The 19,796-nt window shown below is 35.2% G+C and carries 18 protein-coding genes and 1 tRNA gene; 8 read left to right on the plus strand and 11 right to left on the minus strand.

The window, feature by feature from the left end; all coding sequences use genetic code 11:
• The first annotated feature begins 4 nt into the window (after nucleotides 1-4).
• The 6 genes from D1816_RS19345 (at nucleotide 5) to D1816_RS19370 (ending at nucleotide 4,203) form a co-directional block, all read left to right on the plus strand.
• A complete protein-coding gene (locus D1816_RS19345; RefSeq protein WP_199729977.1) occupies nucleotides 5-637 on the plus strand; it encodes a conjugal transfer protein in 633 nt (210 codons plus the stop codon).
• Nucleotides 637-1,461 (plus strand): hypothetical protein, encoded by an 825-nt coding sequence (locus tag D1816_RS19350; protein WP_118505045.1) that lies wholly within the window; start codon nucleotides 637-639, stop codon nucleotides 1,459-1,461. The genes D1816_RS19345 and D1816_RS19350 overlap by 1 nt, the downstream gene beginning before the upstream one ends.
• 11 nt (nucleotides 1,462-1,472) lie before the next feature.
• Entirely contained in the window at nucleotides 1,473-2,087 is a 615-nt protein-coding gene (locus tag D1816_RS19355) for a conjugal transfer protein TraK (RefSeq protein WP_118506293.1), read from the plus strand.
• A complete protein-coding gene (gene traM, locus D1816_RS19360; protein WP_118505047.1) occupies nucleotides 2,077-3,006 on the plus strand; it encodes a conjugative transposon protein TraM in 930 nt (309 codons plus the stop codon). Before D1816_RS19355 ends, traM begins: the two co-directional genes overlap by 11 nt.
• Complete coding sequence (locus tag D1816_RS19365; protein WP_118505049.1) at nucleotides 3,003-3,833, plus strand: DUF4138 domain-containing protein; 831 nt, start codon at nucleotides 3,003-3,005, stop codon at nucleotides 3,831-3,833. The genes traM and D1816_RS19365 overlap by 4 nt, the downstream gene beginning before the upstream one ends.
• Before the next feature lie 70 nt (nucleotides 3,834-3,903).
• Nucleotides 3,904-4,203 (plus strand): hypothetical protein, encoded by a 300-nt coding sequence (locus D1816_RS19370; protein ID WP_233565332.1) that lies wholly within the window; start codon nucleotides 3,904-3,906, stop codon nucleotides 4,201-4,203.
• Here the strand turns inward: D1816_RS19370 and D1816_RS19375 are convergent.
• From D1816_RS19375 to D1816_RS19410, 8 genes are all read right to left on the minus strand, one after another.
• Nucleotides 4,200-4,820 (minus strand): hypothetical protein, encoded by a 621-nt coding sequence (locus tag D1816_RS19375; RefSeq protein ID WP_118505053.1) that lies wholly within the window; start codon nucleotides 4,818-4,820, stop codon nucleotides 4,200-4,202. The genes D1816_RS19370 and D1816_RS19375 overlap by 4 nt on opposite strands.
• A 3-nt stretch (nucleotides 4,821-4,823) precedes the next feature.
• Entirely contained in the window at nucleotides 4,824-7,928 is a 3,105-nt protein-coding gene (locus D1816_RS19380; protein WP_118505055.1) for a class I SAM-dependent DNA methyltransferase, read from the minus strand.
• A gap of 204 nt (nucleotides 7,929-8,132) precedes the next feature.
• Nucleotides 8,133-9,713, minus strand: coding sequence for a type IV secretory system conjugative DNA transfer family protein (locus D1816_RS19385; RefSeq protein WP_118505057.1), 1,581 nt, complete (start codon nucleotides 9,711-9,713; stop codon nucleotides 8,133-8,135).
• 5 nt (nucleotides 9,714-9,718) lie between these two features.
• Complete coding sequence (gene mobB / locus D1816_RS19390; RefSeq protein WP_118505059.1) at nucleotides 9,719-10,750, minus strand: MobB family relaxase; 1,032 nt, start codon at nucleotides 10,748-10,750, stop codon at nucleotides 9,719-9,721.
• A gap of 11 nt (nucleotides 10,751-10,761) precedes the next feature.
• Nucleotides 10,762-11,142: a BfmA/BtgA family mobilization protein gene (locus tag D1816_RS19395; RefSeq protein ID WP_118505061.1), complete on the minus strand. Its 381-nt coding sequence runs from the start codon at nucleotides 11,140-11,142 to the stop codon at nucleotides 10,762-10,764.
• Between the two features lie 434 nt (nucleotides 11,143-11,576).
• A complete protein-coding gene (locus D1816_RS26160; RefSeq protein WP_118505063.1) occupies nucleotides 11,577-11,774 on the minus strand; it encodes a hypothetical protein in 198 nt (65 codons plus the stop codon).
• Nucleotides 11,775-11,785: 11 nt separating this feature from the next.
• Entirely contained in the window at nucleotides 11,786-12,235 is a 450-nt protein-coding gene (locus D1816_RS19405; protein ID WP_118505065.1) for a JAB domain-containing protein, read from the minus strand.
• Nucleotides 12,236-12,312: 77 nt separating this feature from the next.
• Nucleotides 12,313-12,657: a single-stranded DNA-binding protein gene (locus D1816_RS19410; protein WP_118505067.1), complete on the minus strand. Its 345-nt coding sequence runs from the start codon at nucleotides 12,655-12,657 to the stop codon at nucleotides 12,313-12,315.
• Between the two features lie 791 nt (nucleotides 12,658-13,448).
• On the opposite strand from D1816_RS19410, the gene D1816_RS19415 reads away from it, so the two are divergent.
• Nucleotides 13,449-15,968, plus strand: a complete 2,520-nt coding sequence (locus D1816_RS19415) for a DEAD/DEAH box helicase (protein ID WP_118505069.1) — start codon at nucleotides 13,449-13,451, stop codon at nucleotides 15,966-15,968.
• 15 nt (nucleotides 15,969-15,983) lie between these two features.
• Nucleotides 15,984-16,068 (plus strand) — tRNA-Phe (locus D1816_RS19420).
• 64 nt (nucleotides 16,069-16,132) lie between these two features.
• Here the strand turns inward: D1816_RS19420 and D1816_RS19425 are convergent.
• The 3 genes from D1816_RS19425 to D1816_RS19435 form a co-directional block, all read right to left on the minus strand.
• Nucleotides 16,133-16,678 carry a hypothetical protein gene (locus tag D1816_RS19425; protein WP_118505071.1) on the minus strand — a complete coding sequence of 182 codons (546 nt, stop codon included), beginning with the start codon at nucleotides 16,676-16,678 and terminating at the stop codon, nucleotides 16,133-16,135.
• Between the two features lie 68 nt (nucleotides 16,679-16,746).
• A complete protein-coding gene (locus tag D1816_RS19430) occupies nucleotides 16,747-17,583 on the minus strand; it encodes a DUF932 domain-containing protein (protein ID WP_118506294.1) in 837 nt (278 codons plus the stop codon).
• A gap of 265 nt (nucleotides 17,584-17,848) precedes the next feature.
• A complete protein-coding gene (locus D1816_RS19435; RefSeq protein WP_118505073.1) occupies nucleotides 17,849-19,645 on the minus strand; it encodes a ParB/RepB/Spo0J family partition protein in 1,797 nt (598 codons plus the stop codon).
• Nucleotides 19,646-19,796 lie beyond the last annotated feature (151 nt).

A 19,796-nucleotide genomic window follows, 5' to 3' on the forward strand; every position in this document is an offset into this window, starting at 1 on the left:
TATTATGAAATCGAAGATTCACGAATACCAAAACAAATTTTTAACAATGAGTAAAACAAAAATCAAAACAATCTTGTTTGGGCTATGCTTAACAGTTGCCCTTTTATTACCCAACGGTGCTACCGCCCAGGGAATGCCAGTTTATGACAATACCAACTTTGTTAGTCTAGTAAAACAACTTATAGAATCAGGTAAGCAGACAGCTGAAATGATTAAGTCTGTAAAATTCCTGAAAGATGCTAAGGAAGCTATAGAGAAAGTATCCAGCGTTGTACAACAGCTTAGAGCAGTTGAGGAAATTGCACAGAACAATCAACGCCTTATCAATGTAATGCAAAATGATTTACAGGATATTTTAAACTCACCTTATATCAAACCAGAAGAAGTAACACGAGTTGCGGAATCATTTGATGCCATAGTTCAAAATTCTTTGGACACCGTTGATTTTATTGGCGAAATCTTATCCAGCGATAATCTAAAAATGTCCGATGCTGAGCGTGCTGAAGTTTTAAAACAAAAAGAGCAGGAATCTAAGGAAATGGTTTCTAACATTAAGACAAAAACCAAACGCTATCGTGATATCATTTCCTTCAGAAAAATGCAAGACAAAATCAATAATCGCGAAACGAATTACTAATGAGTTTTGGACTTGAATATGTGGATGCCGTCTTTCAGACGATACAAGCCAGTGACTTCTCGCAATACACTATTGCCGGAATGAAAACACTTGCTGTATTGTTCTTTCTGGTCAATATCCTTAAAAAATATAATGAAGGTGTAGCGGATAAAGACGGTTACACTTGGGGGTTGAGTCCAGGCGAATTAGCCAAGAATTTTGCCGTGGTTCTTCTTGTTATATTTTCTACTCAAGTACTGGGTTTCTTTGATGGAATTTTGGTTTCCATTGAAGCGCAGTATCGTGGTACTGCCCCTGCTTTGTTACCATTACAGATGCAGGATATTCCTATTGAGGAAGATGTAAGTATCATCGAGGTAGCTCAAGCCGCAATGACGCTCTTATATGAAGCCTTGGTCACACCACTTTATGGATTCAAAATATTTGCATTTATCATTAGCCTTATCCTTTGGATATTGGATTTGTTCATATACCCGTTATTTCTCGCCGAACGTTATTTTCTATTGGGAATTATGCAAGCCTTCTTTCCATTGGTTATAAGTTTAGCGGTTTTTGAAAAATTCCGTTCGCTTGCCTATACATTTTTTAAATTATACGCTGCGGTGTATATGTTGGTCCCAGCTTTCTTTTTGGTCAACGTATTTGTAAATGCACTCTATACCGAAATCAATACGAACTTCTGGACAAACCTTTTTGGAACTGATGTTGGCCAGGGCTTTTTTGCACCTGTAGTTCAGCTTGGGTCGGTTGGTTTTATAGTTTTTCTAAAATTCAAATTATATAAGCGTGCCACCTCATTTACCCTCAGATTATTTACAAGTTAATTCCAATGAAAATGAAAACACCTTATAAAAACATCTATGCAGTATTAAAGTTGAACAGATTTATAGTGTTGGCAGTTGTTGTTTTTGCAATGCTATCCAGCACCTTTTCACTATGGGTGGCATTTAAGACGAACAAGGATTCCCTTAATAGTGCCTTTGCTATCAATACCGATGGTAGTATTATTCCGCTGAAGCTCGTTACTCAAAAAGAAAATTTCAATGTAGAGGCATTAGCACATTTGGACCTATTCCACAACTACTTCTATAATATCGACGCCAGTAATTATGAACGGAATCTTGAAAAGGCGCTTTGGCTAGGAAATAGTTCTGTGGACAATCTATATCGCCAGAAAAAAGCTGATGGCGTCTACAATCGATTATTGCAATATTCGCTCGTTCAGAAAGTACTGAGCATAGATTCACAAATAGGGGAACAAAACGGAACATACACCTTTAGAACGGTTACCGTCTTTGAAATAAATAGAGGTTCAATAATAGACACTTATGAACTGGTTTCTAGTGGAAACTTAATTCCCGTTGATAGAAACTTTCCAAATAATCCACACGGTTTGTTGATTACAAACTATTTCGAGAACACCTTAAAAAAAATAAACGATGAAAGTTGAAAAAAATAAAATTGTCTTTGCAGCTGTACTGGCTGTGATTTTCATTTTCCTAATTTCCTATTCTGTAATGATTATAGGCGATGACGAAAGTGAAAATGAAAACCTTGAACAGACCTTAGTTCCAGACTTAGAAGAAAATCAAAAAGAATACGATTCTAAGCTTGATGCCATCAATGACTTAAAGGAAGTGCGCGAGAATAACGCACCCAGCATCTACGATGAAAAACTTTTGGATTCCACAGGTCTTTACAATCCTGATTTGCCAGAACTCGAAAAAGAACGCATTGTGGATAGTATATACAAAGCAGGTAAAATTCAATACTCTGACAAGAAATACAGAAACTTAGAGCAAAAGAAAGTTGCTCAAAAGAGCTCACAACAAATCGATTCAACCGAAATAATACGAGAGCAAAAAATTCAAGCCCAAGAATTAGGGCTAGAACATCAATTATTCTTTGCTGCCTCACCAAAACCCAATGAAGTTTCAATTATTGGTAATACAGATGAAACGATATATGTGGTTGTCGATGGTGACCAGATTGTTAAAGCGAACACTAGATTGCGAATGCGCCTTACCAAATCAGCAACTATAAATGGTAAGCTGATGCCAAAGAATACACCAGTCTTCGGATTTATAAGTTTTCAACCCAATCGTGCCTTAATAGAAATTGAGAACATTAAGCATCATCCGACCAAACTTAAAGCTTTTGATTTGTTGGATGGTAGCGAAGGTATATATGTGCAAAATAATTTTCGGGCAGAAGCTACCACAGAAGTTTTGGATGATGTTATAGGTGATATCAATATTCCGACTGTTCCACAGGTGGGCGGAATCACACAGGTATTTAGACGTCGTAATCGAAGCGTTAAGGTAACTGTGCTTAACAACTACAAATTAATTCTAAAACCAAAATTATGAGAACCCTATTTTTAATATTCATATCATTGATTTCCACTTTTGTGAAAGCTCAAACAGACACAGTACTAGATACAATTTATGCAAACGATACTAAAAATGTTGCGTTATTTTTCCCAGAACCTATTAGACAGGGCATAACCGGTTCGGATAATTTTGTTTTCAGCTATAATCGTGAAAAAGAACAATATTTCGGGCTGCTTCAGGCTAAACCTGGCAAAGAAAGTAATCTACTGGTAGTCAACAGGAATGGTGCAATTTTTTCGTATATTGTAAGATATAAGAAGCATCTGTCAAAGCTCAATTATTTTATCCCATTATCAAATAGTATTGGGAATGAAAAGCCAATTGTAACCGATTCGATTCAGGTTGTAACTTCTGAAAAAAATATAGATAACAGAACCTACTATTATCAAAAATTCTGCTCCTATCTTCTTAACAGAAACCAACGTATTGGTCGGATTAAGAAGCGAATGCAAGGCATTGTCTTGAATGTTGAGAATGTTGTTTTTGATAAAGAAGAACTCTACTTTGTTATCCAGATTGAGAATAATTCTACGTTGGATTACGATTTGAATTTTTTGAACCTCTCAATCGAGACTCGACAAAAAGGGAAAAAGAAATCTTTACAGAGTTTATATCAAGAACCTATTTACAAACACTATCTACCTTCAAAAATTGCAGAAGGAAAAATGGTGCGGTTTGTTTATGTAATGCCCAAATTTTCATTGTCCAATGACCGTAGGGCAATTTTAGAATTGAACGAGAAAGATGGCGAACGAAATATAAAACTGAATATATCACATAGATATATCAATAACCCAAATTAATAATATTATGAAAAGATTACTTATTTGCCCACTTGTACTTCTATTTATTTCCTGTGCCGGGAATAATAATATGTCCCACACCGAAACAGCTCAAATTGTTGCTGAAAGTTTCTTCTCAAAAGATGAATCAGCTTTAAAAAAGCATACAACATCAGATGGATATGCCAGTTTAATCACAGTTCAAAATATGATACCAGATTCTGATAAGGAAATTAAAGTAGAGATTTTGGATGAAGCTATTGAAGGTGAAATTGCCTGGGTAAAATATAAAACCTCTTTTGATGGAAAGTCTGGTATCTTTAAACTCGTCAAAGAAAATGACCAATGGAAAGTGACGAGTAAAGGACCGAGAGAGAAAGGGCCTTTTTAAGCACTATTTAAAGAAGTGAAATCAAACATAAAGTGTCTTATTACCATATCTTCGGGGTGTTTTGATTCATAATACTTATCGTGTAAGAGAAAGGATTTATGTTTCAAAAATTCAGGCTCCCTCTCGTCTTTTTTCAAAAGTTTATTAACCCCATTTACAGTTTTGTCTAAATCTCCTTCGAGTACATACCCAAGTAGGCATCCGTTTTCATATTTCTTGGAAACAAAACTGTTAATTCCGGTATCAATATAACGTCGTTTTAAGCCCGAATCTTTTTCTTTAAGGTTCTTGGCTTCCATATGGTATTCATATTCTAAGGATGAATTTATGGTTACCAACCTAAGGTCTATTCTAGGCAGTTTCGCAGAAAAACCCTTTTCCTTTTCTATATCATCTTTTGGCAAATGCTGTTCAACATTCGTAACGATACTCCACTTTAATCTTAGTGGGTTTTCTTTGATATGCTCGTGTAGTTCTGAAGTGATATCATTTTCATCCCAGTTTAGTTTGATGACCTTGGTTTCCATAGCTGAAACATAAGATTCTGTTATCAGCTGAAAGCATTTTTCTTCAAAGCCTCTTTTGAAGCTAGCAACTATTACTTTGCTTAATCCCATTTATTATACTTCATTAAGGATTTCCAGTATTAATTCTGAAGCATCTTCAATCGCCATCGATTGAGTCCAGAATCGCCTCTGATTGGGACGAACAATAAAAATCTCGTTGCCTGTTTTATAATTTAATTTTTTTCTGAAATAGATGTTAGTTGCTTTCTTTTGCCATAATTCTTTATCCAATTCCCGCGATATATCTTGTAAATCAACACTAGACATTGAAACTTCCTTTTCTGAATCTCCAAACATAATTTTGGCTATCATTAAAGGTGAGAAATGATTTATATTTTCATAAACGGTACAATTAGCATATAGGTTCTGATTTTGCAAAAAGTCATTTAAATGTTGTGAAACTTTTATGGCATAATCTCGAATTTCATCTTTATTGGTTGGACCGAGGACATATTGATATTTCTTGATTAATAATGGAATTGTGAATTCTACAAAATTGTCTACAATTAAACTTTCATCGATTGAAAAGTCAAAGCATTTGGATATATAGCTATCAATTTCCTGTTCAAACTTTTTTGTGTTGGTGTTGAAAATTTTAGATTCTTCAATTATCAACCTATCATAAATATCAGCAAGGTGATGTAAGTTCTTTTTTGTCAAAGAAAATGGTAGTCGATAAACTTCATTTGGTTTGATTTCTTCTCTTTCTATTCCTATAGATGCGGAACACAAGAAAAGGTAATAATAGGCAAGTTTTGAGTTTATAAAACAAGTTAATCCCTTAAGTAATTTTGAGTCTGAGTGGCTAAGCCCTAGAACTTTACTATTAAACGAACAGGCTTCATCTTCGTAAGAAGCACAAATTTTCCAATTAGAAAGACCTTCCTTAATTAAGATATGTGGTGCAAAATAAGTTTTTTTTGCGCCCACACGTCTAAATACATTAATCGTGGGTAAGTCCTCCACTTGCACACCGTAATATTTGGCATATATCTCCTTTGACCTCTGAGTAAGCCCAGAATTCAAATCTGAAAATGAGTGTGAAATGTAACGTCTAATGTTCTTAGGGGCAATGTATCTGTTTGGAATTTCGTTGTCTACTTTCGGGTTCTTAGTAGAATTATTCAAAAATTGTAATCCAGAACCCTTATAAATTTTTTCATCTGAAATAAACTGTTCGAGACTTTCTGAAGTATTTAGTTTTTGTATTAAATTAATATCTCCTATTCCACCCCACATTGCAATTTTCCAAATTTTTGAGGTCGGTTTTTTGCATTCTTCACGAGGAAGATATTTCAAATCTGTGCCATCAATGCTAACACCTTCTATAACATTGGACTTAATGTAAGTCTTAGGGGCATAATAGACAATTGTATCAGATTTTTTCTTTGGTTGATTTTTTCTGTAAAATGCAATACTTATTGGTCCCGTAGCCGAACCGAATAATTGACCACCAAAGTCTTTAGGTGCATTCCTTAATATTGAAAAGTTATAAATCTTCTCAACATAGCATTCGTTAAAAAGCCACTTCCTAAAATTCTGATATGTTATCTTGGTATTGGTGAGGATTTTGGTATTAAAAATCAAGGCAATTTCTCCATTCTCAGAAAAGGTTGTTGCTTTGTGTAAAAATGGTAAAACCATTTCTTTAGCGAAACCATATTTATCGCTATAATCACGTATAGATTGAGATAGGTTCTTAGTTCCAAAAGGCGGATTTCCTACCACCAAATCAAAATCTAATCTTTCTACTTGTGGATTTTGCTGAATAGTATCGCTTCGGAATAGATTATTACCTTGTTCGACCAGAGTACCATCCGAAGGGTCGTTTATCAAATAAGGCAAGCAATAGTCCTTATTCTGCCAAATCGTTTTTGGATTTAAGTTGTCTACCAGGGCAAGATAAAGACTAAATGCGGCAACTTTTATAGACTGCGGGTGTATCTCTACACCAAATATATTATCCGTAAGTAGCTTCTTCAATTTATTAAAGTCAGTAAGCTTCTCCCCTTTGGCATTTTCGTAACGCTTGACCAAGCGTTTAAAACTTTCAACCAAAAAAATACCTGAACCACAAGTTGGGTCCAATATCTTAACATTAAATTCTTTTTCTGCCCTAGAGATTGGTAATTTCTCATTCAATATGAGTTCTACTAGAGAAGGCGGTGTGTAAAATGTACCGGTGTCTTGCTTTAAAGTAGGGTTTATTTCCGCAAGGAAGTTTTCATAGATTTCACTCAACAACTCTATTTGAATAATACTGAAATCGAACAGGCGTAAATCCTCAAAAAGGTTCTGCTGTAAGGAATTATCGTTACCATTAATAAAACACTTTTTGATAATTAGCAAATGCTCTCTGGAAATTGATTCATTTCTATCTACTGTAAAAACATTACCGTTAAAGTATTCTTCTAGCTTCCGGAAAAGAGAATAAGTTTTATCAGCATCATCCAGAATGTCAAAGTAAGACTTTGCACCTTTTTTTATTTCTGAATAGAATTTTTCATCTGTTGCGCCCCTGTCTTCTAAATACAAAAGAAATAAAGAGCGCATTATTATTTTGTGAATAAGGTTGATTTCTAAACCTTCCTCTTGTAATTGTTTGGCCGTGTAGGTGAGACTCTCTACAAGATATTTATCAACTCTTCGTTGAAGACTTATCTTCTTCCTAATCTCAAATGCCTCTTCCAATGTCCAAATGATACCTGTATCAATGGCTATAGTAGAAAATAGATTTTGAAGCTGTTTGAGCTTGGTTTTATCTGAGAACTTGTAAGACTCAATTTCGAGAGTTTTGAGCTCCTTCTTATAATCAAAATCGTCAGTTTTAATCAAAAGAGGTTTCTCAGCGCAATTATATATACGAATTTCTGTTTCCGAATAAACATAAAGGAAAATTACTTTTTTGAAGTTCCATATTTTTTTTTGAGCAATTGCAACTTCTCGAAGGGCAAAGTCATCAAATTTTTGAACTTTCTTTAAAAAAACCGCTGGATAGCTATTGTGATTTTCATCGGTACTGAAATAAATTTCATCAATACCAAAATCCTTAACTTGATTGATTACAACTAATTGACTTTCAGAAACTTGATTGGATTCTGAAGTAATAGACACGGCCTTATTCAAGCCTAAATTTTCTATTATATCAAAATCAATCATATCGAAAGTTGTCCAAAATACCTGATAGTTAGTTACATACTAAATTAATCCCAAAGGTACAAATGATTTTGCGATTTTGATAATTGAAGTTTTACTAATATTTGGAAATATTCCAAAAAATTGGATAAAGCAATTACTAGCCTTATTAAACAGATTCTACATTAATATGACGACTATAGGTTTTAACCAAATTAAGCATAGAAACTATTTAAAAATTGACCTTGCCTCCTCATAAACCTGCTCAAAATTCTCCTCTAAATCAACCTGAGAAAACTGCTTCGATATATTAGGTAATTCTCGTTGAATATTAGCCAATTTAAATTTAATTTTCTTGTCTTTCCCATCAGCATAAGTAATAAACTCGCCCTGTTTTAACCTGAAGAACACATCTGCTCTAATTTTTGGGATTTCTTTCTCTCCAGTCGTAATACGTGTATCGAAATCAAGATTATGCCCACGGCTAATACTCTTGGTTGGGTCTTTGATAATTTCAAAAAAGCGTTCGTAATATTTAGCCGTATCTGGGTCATTTACCTTTCCAAAAAATTGATAAGACAAATTGCTCAAAATTGCTTTACTCGCCTTATCGCCGTACATCATATCATTCTGAATTTTGTCCTGCATCACATAGATGGTGGCAATATCATAGCTTCTCAACGTTGCAGGAATTCGATGCATATTCAATAATCGGATGGTAGGCGCTTCTTCCATTAGCAAGAACGACGAATTAGAATTTCGCACGCTCATTTGTTTAGTAATTGTGTGAATTATGGTTGCAATTACAGGCGAATACGATGTTTCAAATTTTGGATTGTTTACTACGGAAATGATGGCAGGATTATCTTTGCTATTTATATTTAATGGTACTTCGTCTGCGGATAATGCCATAAAAATACGTTGTGTACTAATGCGTTTTAGTGCATTAGCCAAGGTGCTTTTAACGCCAGCTGTCTGCCTATCGGAATCCTTTCCACTAATAAAAGCATCTGCCATTGCCCTTGATGTTGTGTTGGTTTCCAAAAATTGGATAAGACTATCCGTGTCCAATAATTGATAAATAGCTATTAAATGGGGTAGCGTGCAATATTTAGGATAATCTGTTTTCAGTTTCCAAATTAAACCACCAATCAAACCTTCAGCAGCATCGTTAAAGAATTTGGTTGTGCCTGTAGTTCCTGATTCCCGTTGTTCCAAAAGGTTTTCAATTAGCACCCTCGACACTTCGTTTATACTTTCCTCGTTCTCTAAATAACGGGGCGCAATAGGATTTACCCTATGGATGATTTTATCGAAGGAAATGACCTTAAACGGAATATCGCCATCCTTAAAAAGCGGGTACGCTATTTCTGTTAGTTCAAAGTCTTTGTAGTCGTGTATGATTCCGCAAAAGTCCTCTTTCCTGAAATGGTTGAGAAACCCATAAACTATACTCTCGGTTTTTCCGCTTCCGGCGGATCCGATGACGGATGCACCACGTTTAATGTTATCTAATTTGAAGTTTCCTTTATTCGTAGAAAAACTGACTTGGTATTTCGTATTTCCATTTTGTTTATTTTCAGTTTTATGCAGAAAAACATACAGTACTGTATTAATTAGCATAAGAGGACAAACCAAATACAATAATATCGATACTAATTCATTTCCTTCAGAAATATAGAAAACGAGAAATGAAAGCATAGTGATATTTAATAAGAATGCATATTTACTTACGCGAAACATCGCATAGAAAACAGTACTGGTTAGACCAATAATTGAAAGAATTGTTATGGCATTATCTATCTGCATAGGTGTTAGATTCCGATGGAACTTGATTTTATAGCCACTTCCGCACCACGTCTTAACCGTTTAAAAACTCGAAGTGCAATTTGTGCTTGACTTACTGGAATACTTGGAACGATTGGCAATCCCGTTTTCGTCATCATTTTGAAAGCCAATGCTCTTTCGTTAGCTGGTAATTTCATCAAGGCAGCAAAGTAGAGCTTGGGGTTTTTAACAAAATCTTTGCGTGCCTTATAGGTCTCGGCAAAGTTGCGTTTATAACCAAAAGTCTTGTCAAAGGTCTTTTCCGCTTTTTCAAAGAATTTATCACGGTCAAAACCTCGTTTAACATTCTTACCGTGCATTTCAACTTCTGAGGCTTTGTGCTTGCTTCCTGGGGAAAGACTTACCGAATTGGAAGCATCCTTTCTACTTACGATGATATGGATATGACTTTGGTTTCCATCTTTAGCCATTCCTTGAACAATCCGTTTTCCATTTTGTTGATGTGGTGCTTGGCGTTCCAGTTTGGCAATTTCTTTTTTCATTTTTTTTATGCTCCCTTCAGCTCGTCCTTCTTGAACATTTCTGATTTCCGTTTTGAGCTGCAATATTTTCGTAGCATACGGTTGGTTTTCTTTAATCTGAAAATCCGTTCCTTTAAAGGTGCGTTGATGTTCAATTTTGGCGTAATATTTTATATCGTTTATTGAAATTGGTCGTCCATTTATTTCCCGATTGAAGCTGGCAACATAATCCTTCATCAGCTCACGAGTGTAGGTTTTTAAGTCTTGGCTATTGTTCTGAAGTTTACGCAATTCATATTTTGATGGACTGACTGTGATGGAATAAAATTTAGGTTCTTTCTTTTTTAGTTTTGCGGTGTTTCCATCAATCTCTTTTACCACTTCTTCGGCAGAAATCTCATCCCCACATTGATTAAAAAAGTGTTCCATATCCCGCTGTTCTAAACCTTCATTTTCTTTCTCTAAATAACCCACGAAATCTGCTGAACTTTGTGAATAATTATTACCCAATTTTTGAGCTGTGATTGTAATGTACATAGCTTAAAAAATTAGAGTTGATTACTTGTATTTTGCTTTTCACGAAAGCGTACTTCTTTCTTTTCTTCGACATATTTCTTTTCTACGATTAGCGGTTTTTTTGTGGGTTCATCTGTTTCAAACAGCGATTGAATCATTGCTACCGTAGGTTTGGTTTGTGTCTTTTCTACATCTCGCATTATAGCAATAACCGCATTGATTCTTTTAAGTAATTTCGCTTCAATGGTTCGCCCTGTCGGTCCTAGTTTTTCCTTTGGTGAAATTTCATTGTAGAAGAAAAAATCAAGCATCGTAGACATTGCCTCCGTATGCGATTCGAAGTAAGTACGTGAGAAAGTTTGGAAACGTTTTGCAGTTTCTTTTTTAAATCTAATTCCAGTAAATGAGTCCATATTTCGCCGATTTGTCGCAAAATCTTCCCTAAAAATGGGCGTTTACAGCTCGTTTGTCGCAAATCGCTGATTGCCAAGAAATTAATATAAATTCAAATTGCTGATAATCAGCTGTTTGAAAATGAAAAGGAATCCGAAACATCGCGAAGCGTGTTACCCTCTTGCTATTCCTTTTCGTCCCGCTCGCGGGACAAAAATCCATACAATCCGGCTAAAAAGCCGATTGCCTCTTTCAGAGAAAATAATTTTCCGATATGTTATTTTTCGATGTGTAAGGGTATCGGCGAAAGTCAAAAATTGGATAACCTTACTTTAATTTGTATGCTGAATTTCAGCATTGTAAAGATACATTTTTTTTCTTGAATTGGATATGAATTACATACAAAAACACCTCTAAAAATTCAGAGGTGTAAGATTCAAAAAAAATGAAAAAATTATATATTGAATACGTATGTGTAGGAATACAAATTCCGAAGTGCTTCTTCCTCAATTACCGTTTCAAAACAGATATAATTTTCCTTTACGTATTTGCGGATAGCATCCCCAAATTTTCGTTCCACATCCTTTTTAGAATTTTCTAAAAGTCGGTTTTGAGTCTCTTCGCTCAGGTCTGTAAAATTGAGATATACCATAGCTATTTGTTTTACAAAATTCCGTTATCAGAAAAACTATAGTAATCGCCATCGGGCGCAAAAATCAAATGGTCTAACAATCGGATGTCAAAAACAGATGCGGCTTTTTTGATTTTGTTTGTCAATTTTATATCTGCTTCACTTGGTTCTAACTTACCACTCGGATGATTATGTGCTAATATCAAACCTACTGAAAGTGACTTTAAAACAGTTGCAAATAGGATACGCATATCTACTAAAGTTCCTGCAATTCCACCTTGTGAAATTTGGCAGATACCTTTCACTTTATTGCTGTTATTCAAGAGTACAATTTTAAATGATTCTTGTAATTCCATAGTACGTTTATCCCAATTTTGAAAAAGGACTTCCGCAGCTTGTGCAGAGGATGAAACCTGTACCCAATCTTTGGATTTGATACCACCCTCATAACTTATTTTTATTTCGTTAACTTGTGCTTTCATTGTGCATATAATTAATGTGTGAATAATGAAAAAAGAGGGCGCATCTTTCGACGGTTACGCCCTCTTTAATTTTAGATTTAGTTATCGCCTTTACTTCCAAGTAAAAGGATTTCATCCGCTACTACTTCCGTAACATAGCGTTGTTCATTATCATCAGTTGTGTAGCTTCGAGTTTTTAGTTTTCCCGATATTCCAACCTCTTTTCCTTTGGCAACATACTTTTCTACAATTTCAGCAGTCTTGCCCCAGGCTACAATTGTATGCCAATTCGTATCTGTTTGCTTTTCGCCTTTGCTGTCTTTATAATACTCATTTGTGGCTAATGAAAAACGGGCTACTTTCTTTCCGCTTTCAAGGTTCGTAATGGTTGGTTCTTGTCCAACGTTTCCAATTAACTGTACGTGATTTTTAATAGTACTCATAATAAAATATTTAAGTGATTTATATTTCCCCTATTGATTTAAAACAGATTAAATTTTAAGGGGTGTTTGTTCTTTTCTTTCGTGCACCGCACAATGGATAGAGTGGGTTTTGTCAAGACTTTTAGGGAATAAATCAGGTGTGTTTGCGACGTAGTAAAATCCTTGGATTTTCAAGGAAGTAGAAACCTTATTTTTCAATAAAACTCGTATAGTCTTGACAAGTTCCATAAGGGCATTAGCAATTCTTTTAAACGCAGTTGCGGTTGAGCGTACCGATAGTTAAGCGAAATAAGTAGCTGTGGTTAAATTAGAATTGGTTATGTCGTGCCTGTTTTTCGACGACCCGAAAAACAACAAAAGCTTTATCCATTATAAACCCCTTAAAATGTGTAAGACAGCGGTTCGGTTTTTAAGGATTTTCGAGTGAGGGCTCAAGAAGACCGCGCCGAAAATCCTGTTGAGAAAACCGAAGTGATGGATTTCCGATGAAAAAGCGGACTTAATTTACAATTTTGGCTCGGGAATGTAGTGCTCCTTCCCAGAGTACAGGGAAGGGTTAACGAAATGGAAAGCTGAAATTGGGGATTGTGTCCAAGATATTTGTAGTGAAGCTCTTTTCCTGGAATGGAGAGTAACGAAATGTAGGGGAATGTGCTGAGTGGGTATAGAATTTTAGACGAAAAAATATAACTGGTTCTGAATCAAAAATTTTCATCAAAACAAAACGATTATTCTCTATAATAATCTGTTAAATTTTATTACATTATCAAGCTAAAAGAATTACATAATTAATGAATATATTCAAGAAAAAACTAGAAGATACTACACCAAAAGAACTCAACTTTGAACCTACTGAACTTTTTCAATCTTTATTTCATAAAGAAGGTTATGCTTATTTACGTGGCATACAGGAAGAAGTATTAAATTCTTGGCACAAAATACGAGACCAGCGCGATGTGCTTTGTAAAATGAATACGGGCTCTGGAAAAACTTTGGTAAGCCTTCTAATGTTGTATTCAAAAATGGTCGAAGGTGTCGGCCCAAGTTTATATTTATGTCCAGACAGACAACTCTTGGAACAAGCAAAAATCCAAGCACATTTGTATGGAATACCTGTCTGTGAAGTAGAATATGTAGGGCAAAGAAGTGTGTTCCCCGACGATTTCTTGAACTCTAAAGCAATACTTTTATGCACCTTTCAAAAACTGTTCAACTCACGTTCAATTTTCGAGAGAGATAATATCGATGTCGGTTCTATTGTTCTGGATGATGCACACGTATGTTTAGATATTGCTAGGGATGCAACTACATTACTAATCCCATTTGGTCACGATTTAGCAAAGAGATTATTAAAGTTATTTAAAGGGGATTTGAAATATCAGGCGCCGGGCACTTATCATAGATTGATACAGGGCGACCCATATGCTAAAATTTTGAAAGTCCCTTATTGGTCCTGGCTCTCACGTAATGACGAATTAATTGAACTCATTGGTGAATTTAGCGAGGACGATGAACTGTTTTTTAAATGGGGACTAATTGCTGACGACCTAAAATCTTATGATTGTTATGTTGGTCCCAGAGGAATTGAAATTGCACCAGCCTATGTCCCATTTCATAATGTTCGGGCTTTTAATGAAGCCAAACATAGATATATCCTTTCCGCCACATTCGAAGACCAAATAGACTTAATTAAAGATTTAGGAATAGATAAAGATAGCATCAAAAATGCTTTAATACCTAAAGACAGAAAGGATGTTGGTCAACGGCTAATACTAGCTCCACAACGTTTTGATTCCAGAATAACAGATGAGCAAATAATGGCCTTAGCAAAAGACTATTCTAAATCTGGAATTAATGTAATGGTATTAACTCCTTCTTCAGAAAGAGCTACAAAATGGGAAGATATAGGTGCCAAAGTTCTGCAAAACGATAGTATAAATTCAGATATCGGAAAATTAAAAGAAGAAAAAGGGTTGTTTTATGTGTTAGTAAATAGATACGACGGGGTTGACTTAAATGGGGATATGTGTAGAGTACTTATTCTTGATGGCTATCCATCTTTTAGTTCCTATGAACAGCTATATGCTGAACTACGTTTAGAGTCTGTCAAAGCATCATTAAAAGCGCAGATAATAGAGCAAGGATTAGGTAGAGCGGTACGGTCTGGAAGTGATTACTGTACTGTTTTTCTTATGGGAAAAGACCTATTGCAATTTGTGGGCAATAAATCTAACCTTCAATATTTCACACCTGTTACCAGAGAACAGCTTAAACTGGGTCTTTCTTTATTAGATGAAGAATCAAAAGACAATACTCTTGAAACAATTAAAGAAACAGCAAATCTATGTTTGGTGCAAGATATGAGTTGGCGAGAATACCACTCAGATATATTGTCAAAAATCGAAGGCGATAAAACAGATGACCGCATATTGAAAAATTTGGAAATCGCAGATGTAGAGTCGAAAGCTATTGACCAATTCAGAAGAAGGGATTATGAAGGTGCGAGTAATCTTATTTTAAATGATATTGTTGACTCGGTTGATTTAACTTCCAAACAACGCGGTTGGTACTTCGAAAAGTCCGCAAATTACTTATTTCTTGATAATGCTCCGAAATCCAATGATTTACAATTAAAAGCGGCTCAGACGACTTCTCATATGCTTCAGTCTAAAAATGGTCATAGCTATACCAAGATTACAGCTAATGAAGGACAAGCAATACAAGTTCTTCATTTCGTTAAACGCTTTGAAACATCACAAGACTTTAAAATGTATATTGAAAGTCTCTTTGAAAATCTTAGTTTTAGTCAAGATATACCGCACACAAAGTTTGAAAATGCCTTGGCAGAAATAGGAAGTTTAATCGGTTTTTATACACAAGAACCAGAAGCTGAGTTTGGAAATGGGCCAGATGTCCTCTGGGTAATGACAGACCAGCATTATCTAGTACTAGAAGCAAAATCAAGAGCAATTCACGATGTTATAACTAGAGATAACATCAATCAACTTCTGGGTTCTGGCGAATGGTTTAAGAATTTATATGGACCTGCCGCTAATCATAATTTGGTTACATTGCAGCCTCCAAACATTAAGGGTTGGAATGTAAATACCAGCGAAAACACTCGTGTAATCGATGAAGATTCTTTAATTCTATTGAAAGATAATTTAAGAAGATTTGTTGACGGAGTCAATAATTCGGGGTTTACAGCGGCTACAACAAGGGAAATTGCAAACTTATTAGGAATACATAATTTCACGCCCAATGGCTTTAGAACTACTTATCTCAAGCCAGTTTATTCAAAGAAAGGATAGATTAAGGGTGAAAATATAGATGGCTGAGTGGTCTAAAGCTCCTGATTGAAGTTCAGGCGTGCGGGAAACCGTACCGGGGGTTCGAATCCCTCTCTATCCGCAGATACGAAAGTATTTTAGCCCGTAATTAATTTGCGGGCTTGTTGGTTTTACCAATTTCTAACTCATTTTACAAAGAGTCGTTTTTGATGAACCGGAAAATTAGGCTTCAATGTATTCTTCTTCAAAATATTTTTAAGAGCTTTTCTTCTTTTATCATAAATCCATCTTCGCAAATTATTTAATAGACCCATTTCATATTCCGAAAGCTCTGTAGGTGCTATTTCTTTCATTGTACCTAATTGGTCTGCATTCTTAAACTGACCTGCATATTGAAGTCCCAACCAAGTATAAATGTTTGCCCATTCTGTGGGCATCGGTGCTTCATACGTTCTAGGCATCATATATGCTAAAGCCTCGGTAAGTGAAGCCATTTCTTCTTGTTGCATTGAGCATAACAGTCTTGATAATTTTATGTTTTTAAGTATGTCTTTAGGAATTATATCTTGCCAAGCAGATTTAAAAACAATGATTGGACTGGTAAGACAATCCATAAAATTAAAGACAAAATCGTTATCACGCTTTTTGTTAGGCTTCAATATCTTTTTCTTTATTTGTATCGGTTCGCACTCAAAACCAAAGTCGAGCTGTACTGTTTTTATAGTATTCATAATATTTAAATTTTAGATATAAGAGAAAATCCAGTTTAGATAGGTACTGGATAAACCTTTAACTATTTCTAAGCCATTTCATAGACTTCATCGAATAATTTCTTATCCAACCGTTCTTGTTGACCAAAACTCTTCTTCAAAGTATTATGTAATACTGAGTTAAAAGCGTTGTAACCTAACCACAGATTCGGTTCTTCATTGAGTAACAAGGCTTCGTAATTCAAAATTTCAATGACTTCACGAGACTTTTTTGAAGGGTCGCTATTCTTGTCGCTACACTCGTATCTAAAGAGTTTGGTTTTTTCGAGAATAGCCTTGACGAATTCTTGGGCATCGATGATTTTAAATTCCTTCATCTTATCGAACTTCTTAGTAATGGTATAAAACTCATTATCTAAAAACTTGTCAAACAAGTTGTTCAATCTGGGCATAATAAGGTGTGTATTGTTCTTACTGTGCTTGATAGAAAACTCGATTTCTGCCTGAGAAACGTGCAATCCGTTGGAACATACTTTTCGGTAATACCCAAAGTGACCAGAGGTCTTTTCGCTACCATCATAAGAGTTTTTAAAGCGTAACATCGGCAGTATCAAATCCTTGTTATTCTTGACGGTAAACTGACTTTTATCATCGATGATAAAGTCGGTTATGAACGACCTATCATTCTTGTTGATGGTGCGTTTGTGAAAGTTCAGTTCTGCATCGGTCAGCATTTCTTCTGCTTTCTTGAAGAACAATTGGTTCGGGATATGACCGTAGCTGTTCGAGACTACATTAACGATTTTTCCATTTGAGATGATGACATTTTCAAGCCCTCGTCGAGATTCCATCTGTGTCAAAGTTTTTAAGGATTTCATTTCTGATGGAACAAAGATTTCATCCTGCTGTAAATTTTGTAAATACATAGCTTTTGAATTTAGATTAAACAATATTTGAGCGTAACCCAAACGGAAGCTAAAATCTCAGCTCAAAAGGAAACGGAATAAATAAGTAAGGGAAGAAGCGTTGGCTTTATGCCGTAGTCTTTTGATGGGTATATTTTGCGAGTTTATCTTTGCGCTACTATTGATTGATTATTTCTTTCTGTTAAATAACCCACTTCAATCAGAATATTATCTAAAAAAGAAGAAGAGCCAGCACGAATGCCGACCCTTCTTCAAACAACAAAAGCTAATCGTTCAAATCTTGAATTTGTTTTTCAAGAATTGTTATTCGCTCTTTCAAGCGCTCTTCACGCTGGCTTCTTTTTTCAGCATATTCCTTCTCAATGTTTACAATCTTGGATTTGTAATACCCTTGCATCGCATTGTAGAATGAAATGTTCGTCAAATTATTAATGTGGTTGCTTTCGCCAAAATGTACTTGCTTAGTTAGCATATAGCGAATCAGCTTATGAAAGATTTCTTTTTTGAACTTCTTCTTGAAATTTTCGACAATTTCCACATCTGTCATCTTGGACGTATTACTCAATAAACCCGAAAAGAATCTTTGTCGTCCTACATAATCCACATTGTTTTCATAGAGCGATAATGAAAATGCCACCATTTCATCTACTGAAAGTGCTTTCTTGGTGTCAATGTATTTGGTCTCTCTAATCATTGAGACAACTTCTTCAAACTGTTTGTTATTTTCAATATGCTTTTTACGGATTTCCCTTTCGTTGATTTTTACGATTTGTTCTCCTGGGGTACAGTCAGCCATTTTTCTGTTGGCCAAGGGTTCAGAATATATTGAATTTTCAGTTTCAGATTTCTCAATGACCTTAACAAACACTTCTTTGTGTTGGTGCGTTTCAGGGTGGAACACGATGCCATTTACAAATCCATTTTCTTGAGCTGAATGATATATTCCTAATTCTTCTTCATAATCTTGTACAGCTTCCGTTAATTTTCTTCTTAATTCATCATCAGAAAGTTCATAATGTTGATATTCTGTTTTGATGTCCTCAATTGTTGGCTCATTGGGGTTTTCGATAATTTCAACATCATCCAGCAAATAGGCCTTCAAACCATTTTTTTCCAGTTGGGATATAATGAGCTGATTATTTTCGTCATCTACCCAATATTTCTGTATTTCCGGAATCAATAGAATGTTCTCTTTCTTGGATTTTTCAATCAGGTTCAAGAAAGATTTTGTCTTCTTTGCCTCAAAACAAGCTGATTTTGTACAGACCATTTTTCCTTCGCCAAATAAATTTCCTTGATTTGCCGCATTAAATGGACATTCTACACAAGACCCAGCTTTTGGCATTAACTTTTTGTCAGTTACATCAAAGGATGCTTTTTCCAAATCAAAGGTTTTGTCTTTAATCATTCTGTTGACTTGATGTGCATTGAAATTTTCACCCATTGTTTCAAGCATCATTTGCTGTTCTTCAGGCTCAAATAGTGCAACGCCAATTCCTAGAGAAATGGTCATATCACCATTGCGAACAAAGTGCTTAAACCCTTCTATAAGTCCAGCTAATTTTAAACGCTGTCTTATAAAATTATCACTTCGTCCTAATCGTTTTGCTATTTCAGAAGGCACATATTTCTCGCTCAAAAAGGCAATTGCTTCTGCCTCTTCGGTAGGTTCGACATCTTGTCTTTGTAGGTTTTCGATGATTTGAACTTCCAGAACATCATTGTTCTTATACGTTCTCACTATACAAGGTATCGTTTTCTTACTTGCTAACTTACTAGCACGAAACCTGCGTTCGCCCATTACTATGATATACTCTTTTCCAGACTTACGTACAGTAATAGGTTGAAGTACACCGTGTTTTTTAATACTCTCGGAAAGCTGCTTTAACAACGCTTCGTTAAAAGTCTTTCTTGGTTGCTTTGGGTCGGGAATGACCTTATCAATGCTAAGGTTCTGAATTTGAAGTCCAATTGCCTTTTGCGTCAATCCTTCTTTGACATCCTTTTTAACAGTTGTACTTACTTTACCGTTTCTACTTTTGATACTTGCTTTTGTTGTCATAATACTTAAATTTTAGATTAAACAATATTTAAGCAGAAACCAAACGGAAGATAAAATCTTGGCTCAAAAGGAAACGGAATAAATAAGCAAAGGATAAAGGGTCGGCTTTATGCCGTAGTCTTTTGATGGAAGTATTTTACGAGTTTAAATT

The sequence above is a fragment of the Aquimarina sp. AD10 genome, from assembly GCF_003443715.1.
Lineage (GTDB): Bacteria > Bacteroidota > Bacteroidia > Flavobacteriales > Flavobacteriaceae > Aquimarina > Aquimarina aggregata.

Bases quoted from the DNA above. Each gene is read 5' to 3' on its own strand.
- D1816_RS19345 (WP_199729977.1), top strand. From the start codon at position 5: ATGAAATCGAAGATTCACGAATACCAAAACAAATTTTTAACAATGAGT.
- D1816_RS19350 (WP_118505045.1), top strand. From the start codon at position 637: ATGAGTTTTGGACTTGAATATGTGGATGCCGTCTTTCAGACGATACAA.
- D1816_RS19355 (WP_118506293.1), top strand. From the start codon at position 1,473: ATGAAAACACCTTATAAAAACATCTATGCAGTATTAAAGTTGAACAGA.
- traM (WP_118505047.1), top strand. From the start codon at position 2,077: ATGAAAGTTGAAAAAAATAAAATTGTCTTTGCAGCTGTACTGGCTGTG.
- D1816_RS19365 (WP_118505049.1), top strand. From the start codon at position 3,003: ATGAGAACCCTATTTTTAATATTCATATCATTGATTTCCACTTTTGTG.
- D1816_RS19370 (WP_233565332.1), top strand. From the start codon at position 3,904: ATGTCCCACACCGAAACAGCTCAAATTGTTGCTGAAAGTTTCTTCTCA.
- D1816_RS19375 (WP_118505053.1), bottom strand. From the start codon at position 4,820: ATGGGATTAAGCAAAGTAATAGTTGCTAGCTTCAAAAGAGGCTTTGAA.
- D1816_RS19380 (WP_118505055.1), bottom strand. From the start codon at position 7,928: ATGATTGATTTTGATATAATAGAAAATTTAGGCTTGAATAAGGCCGTG.
- D1816_RS19385 (WP_118505057.1), bottom strand. From the start codon at position 9,713: ATGCAGATAGATAATGCCATAACAATTCTTTCAATTATTGGTCTAACC.
- mobB (WP_118505059.1), bottom strand. From the start codon at position 10,750: ATGTACATTACAATCACAGCTCAAAAATTGGGTAATAATTATTCACAA.
- D1816_RS19395 (WP_118505061.1), bottom strand. From the start codon at position 11,142: ATGGACTCATTTACTGGAATTAGATTTAAAAAAGAAACTGCAAAACGT.
- D1816_RS26160 (WP_118505063.1), bottom strand. From the start codon at position 11,774: ATGGTATATCTCAATTTTACAGACCTGAGCGAAGAGACTCAAAACCGA.
- D1816_RS19405 (WP_118505065.1), bottom strand. From the start codon at position 12,235: ATGAAAGCACAAGTTAACGAAATAAAAATAAGTTATGAGGGTGGTATC.
- D1816_RS19410 (WP_118505067.1), bottom strand. From the start codon at position 12,657: ATGAGTACTATTAAAAATCACGTACAGTTAATTGGAAACGTTGGACAA.
- D1816_RS19415 (WP_118505069.1), top strand. From the start codon at position 13,449: ATGAATATATTCAAGAAAAAACTAGAAGATACTACACCAAAAGAACTC.
- D1816_RS19425 (WP_118505071.1), bottom strand. From the start codon at position 16,678: ATGAATACTATAAAAACAGTACAGCTCGACTTTGGTTTTGAGTGCGAA.
- D1816_RS19430 (WP_118506294.1), bottom strand. From the start codon at position 17,583: ATGTATTTACAAAATTTACAGCAGGATGAAATCTTTGTTCCATCAGAA.
- D1816_RS19435 (WP_118505073.1), bottom strand. From the start codon at position 19,645: ATGACAACAAAAGCAAGTATCAAAAGTAGAAACGGTAAAGTAAGTACA.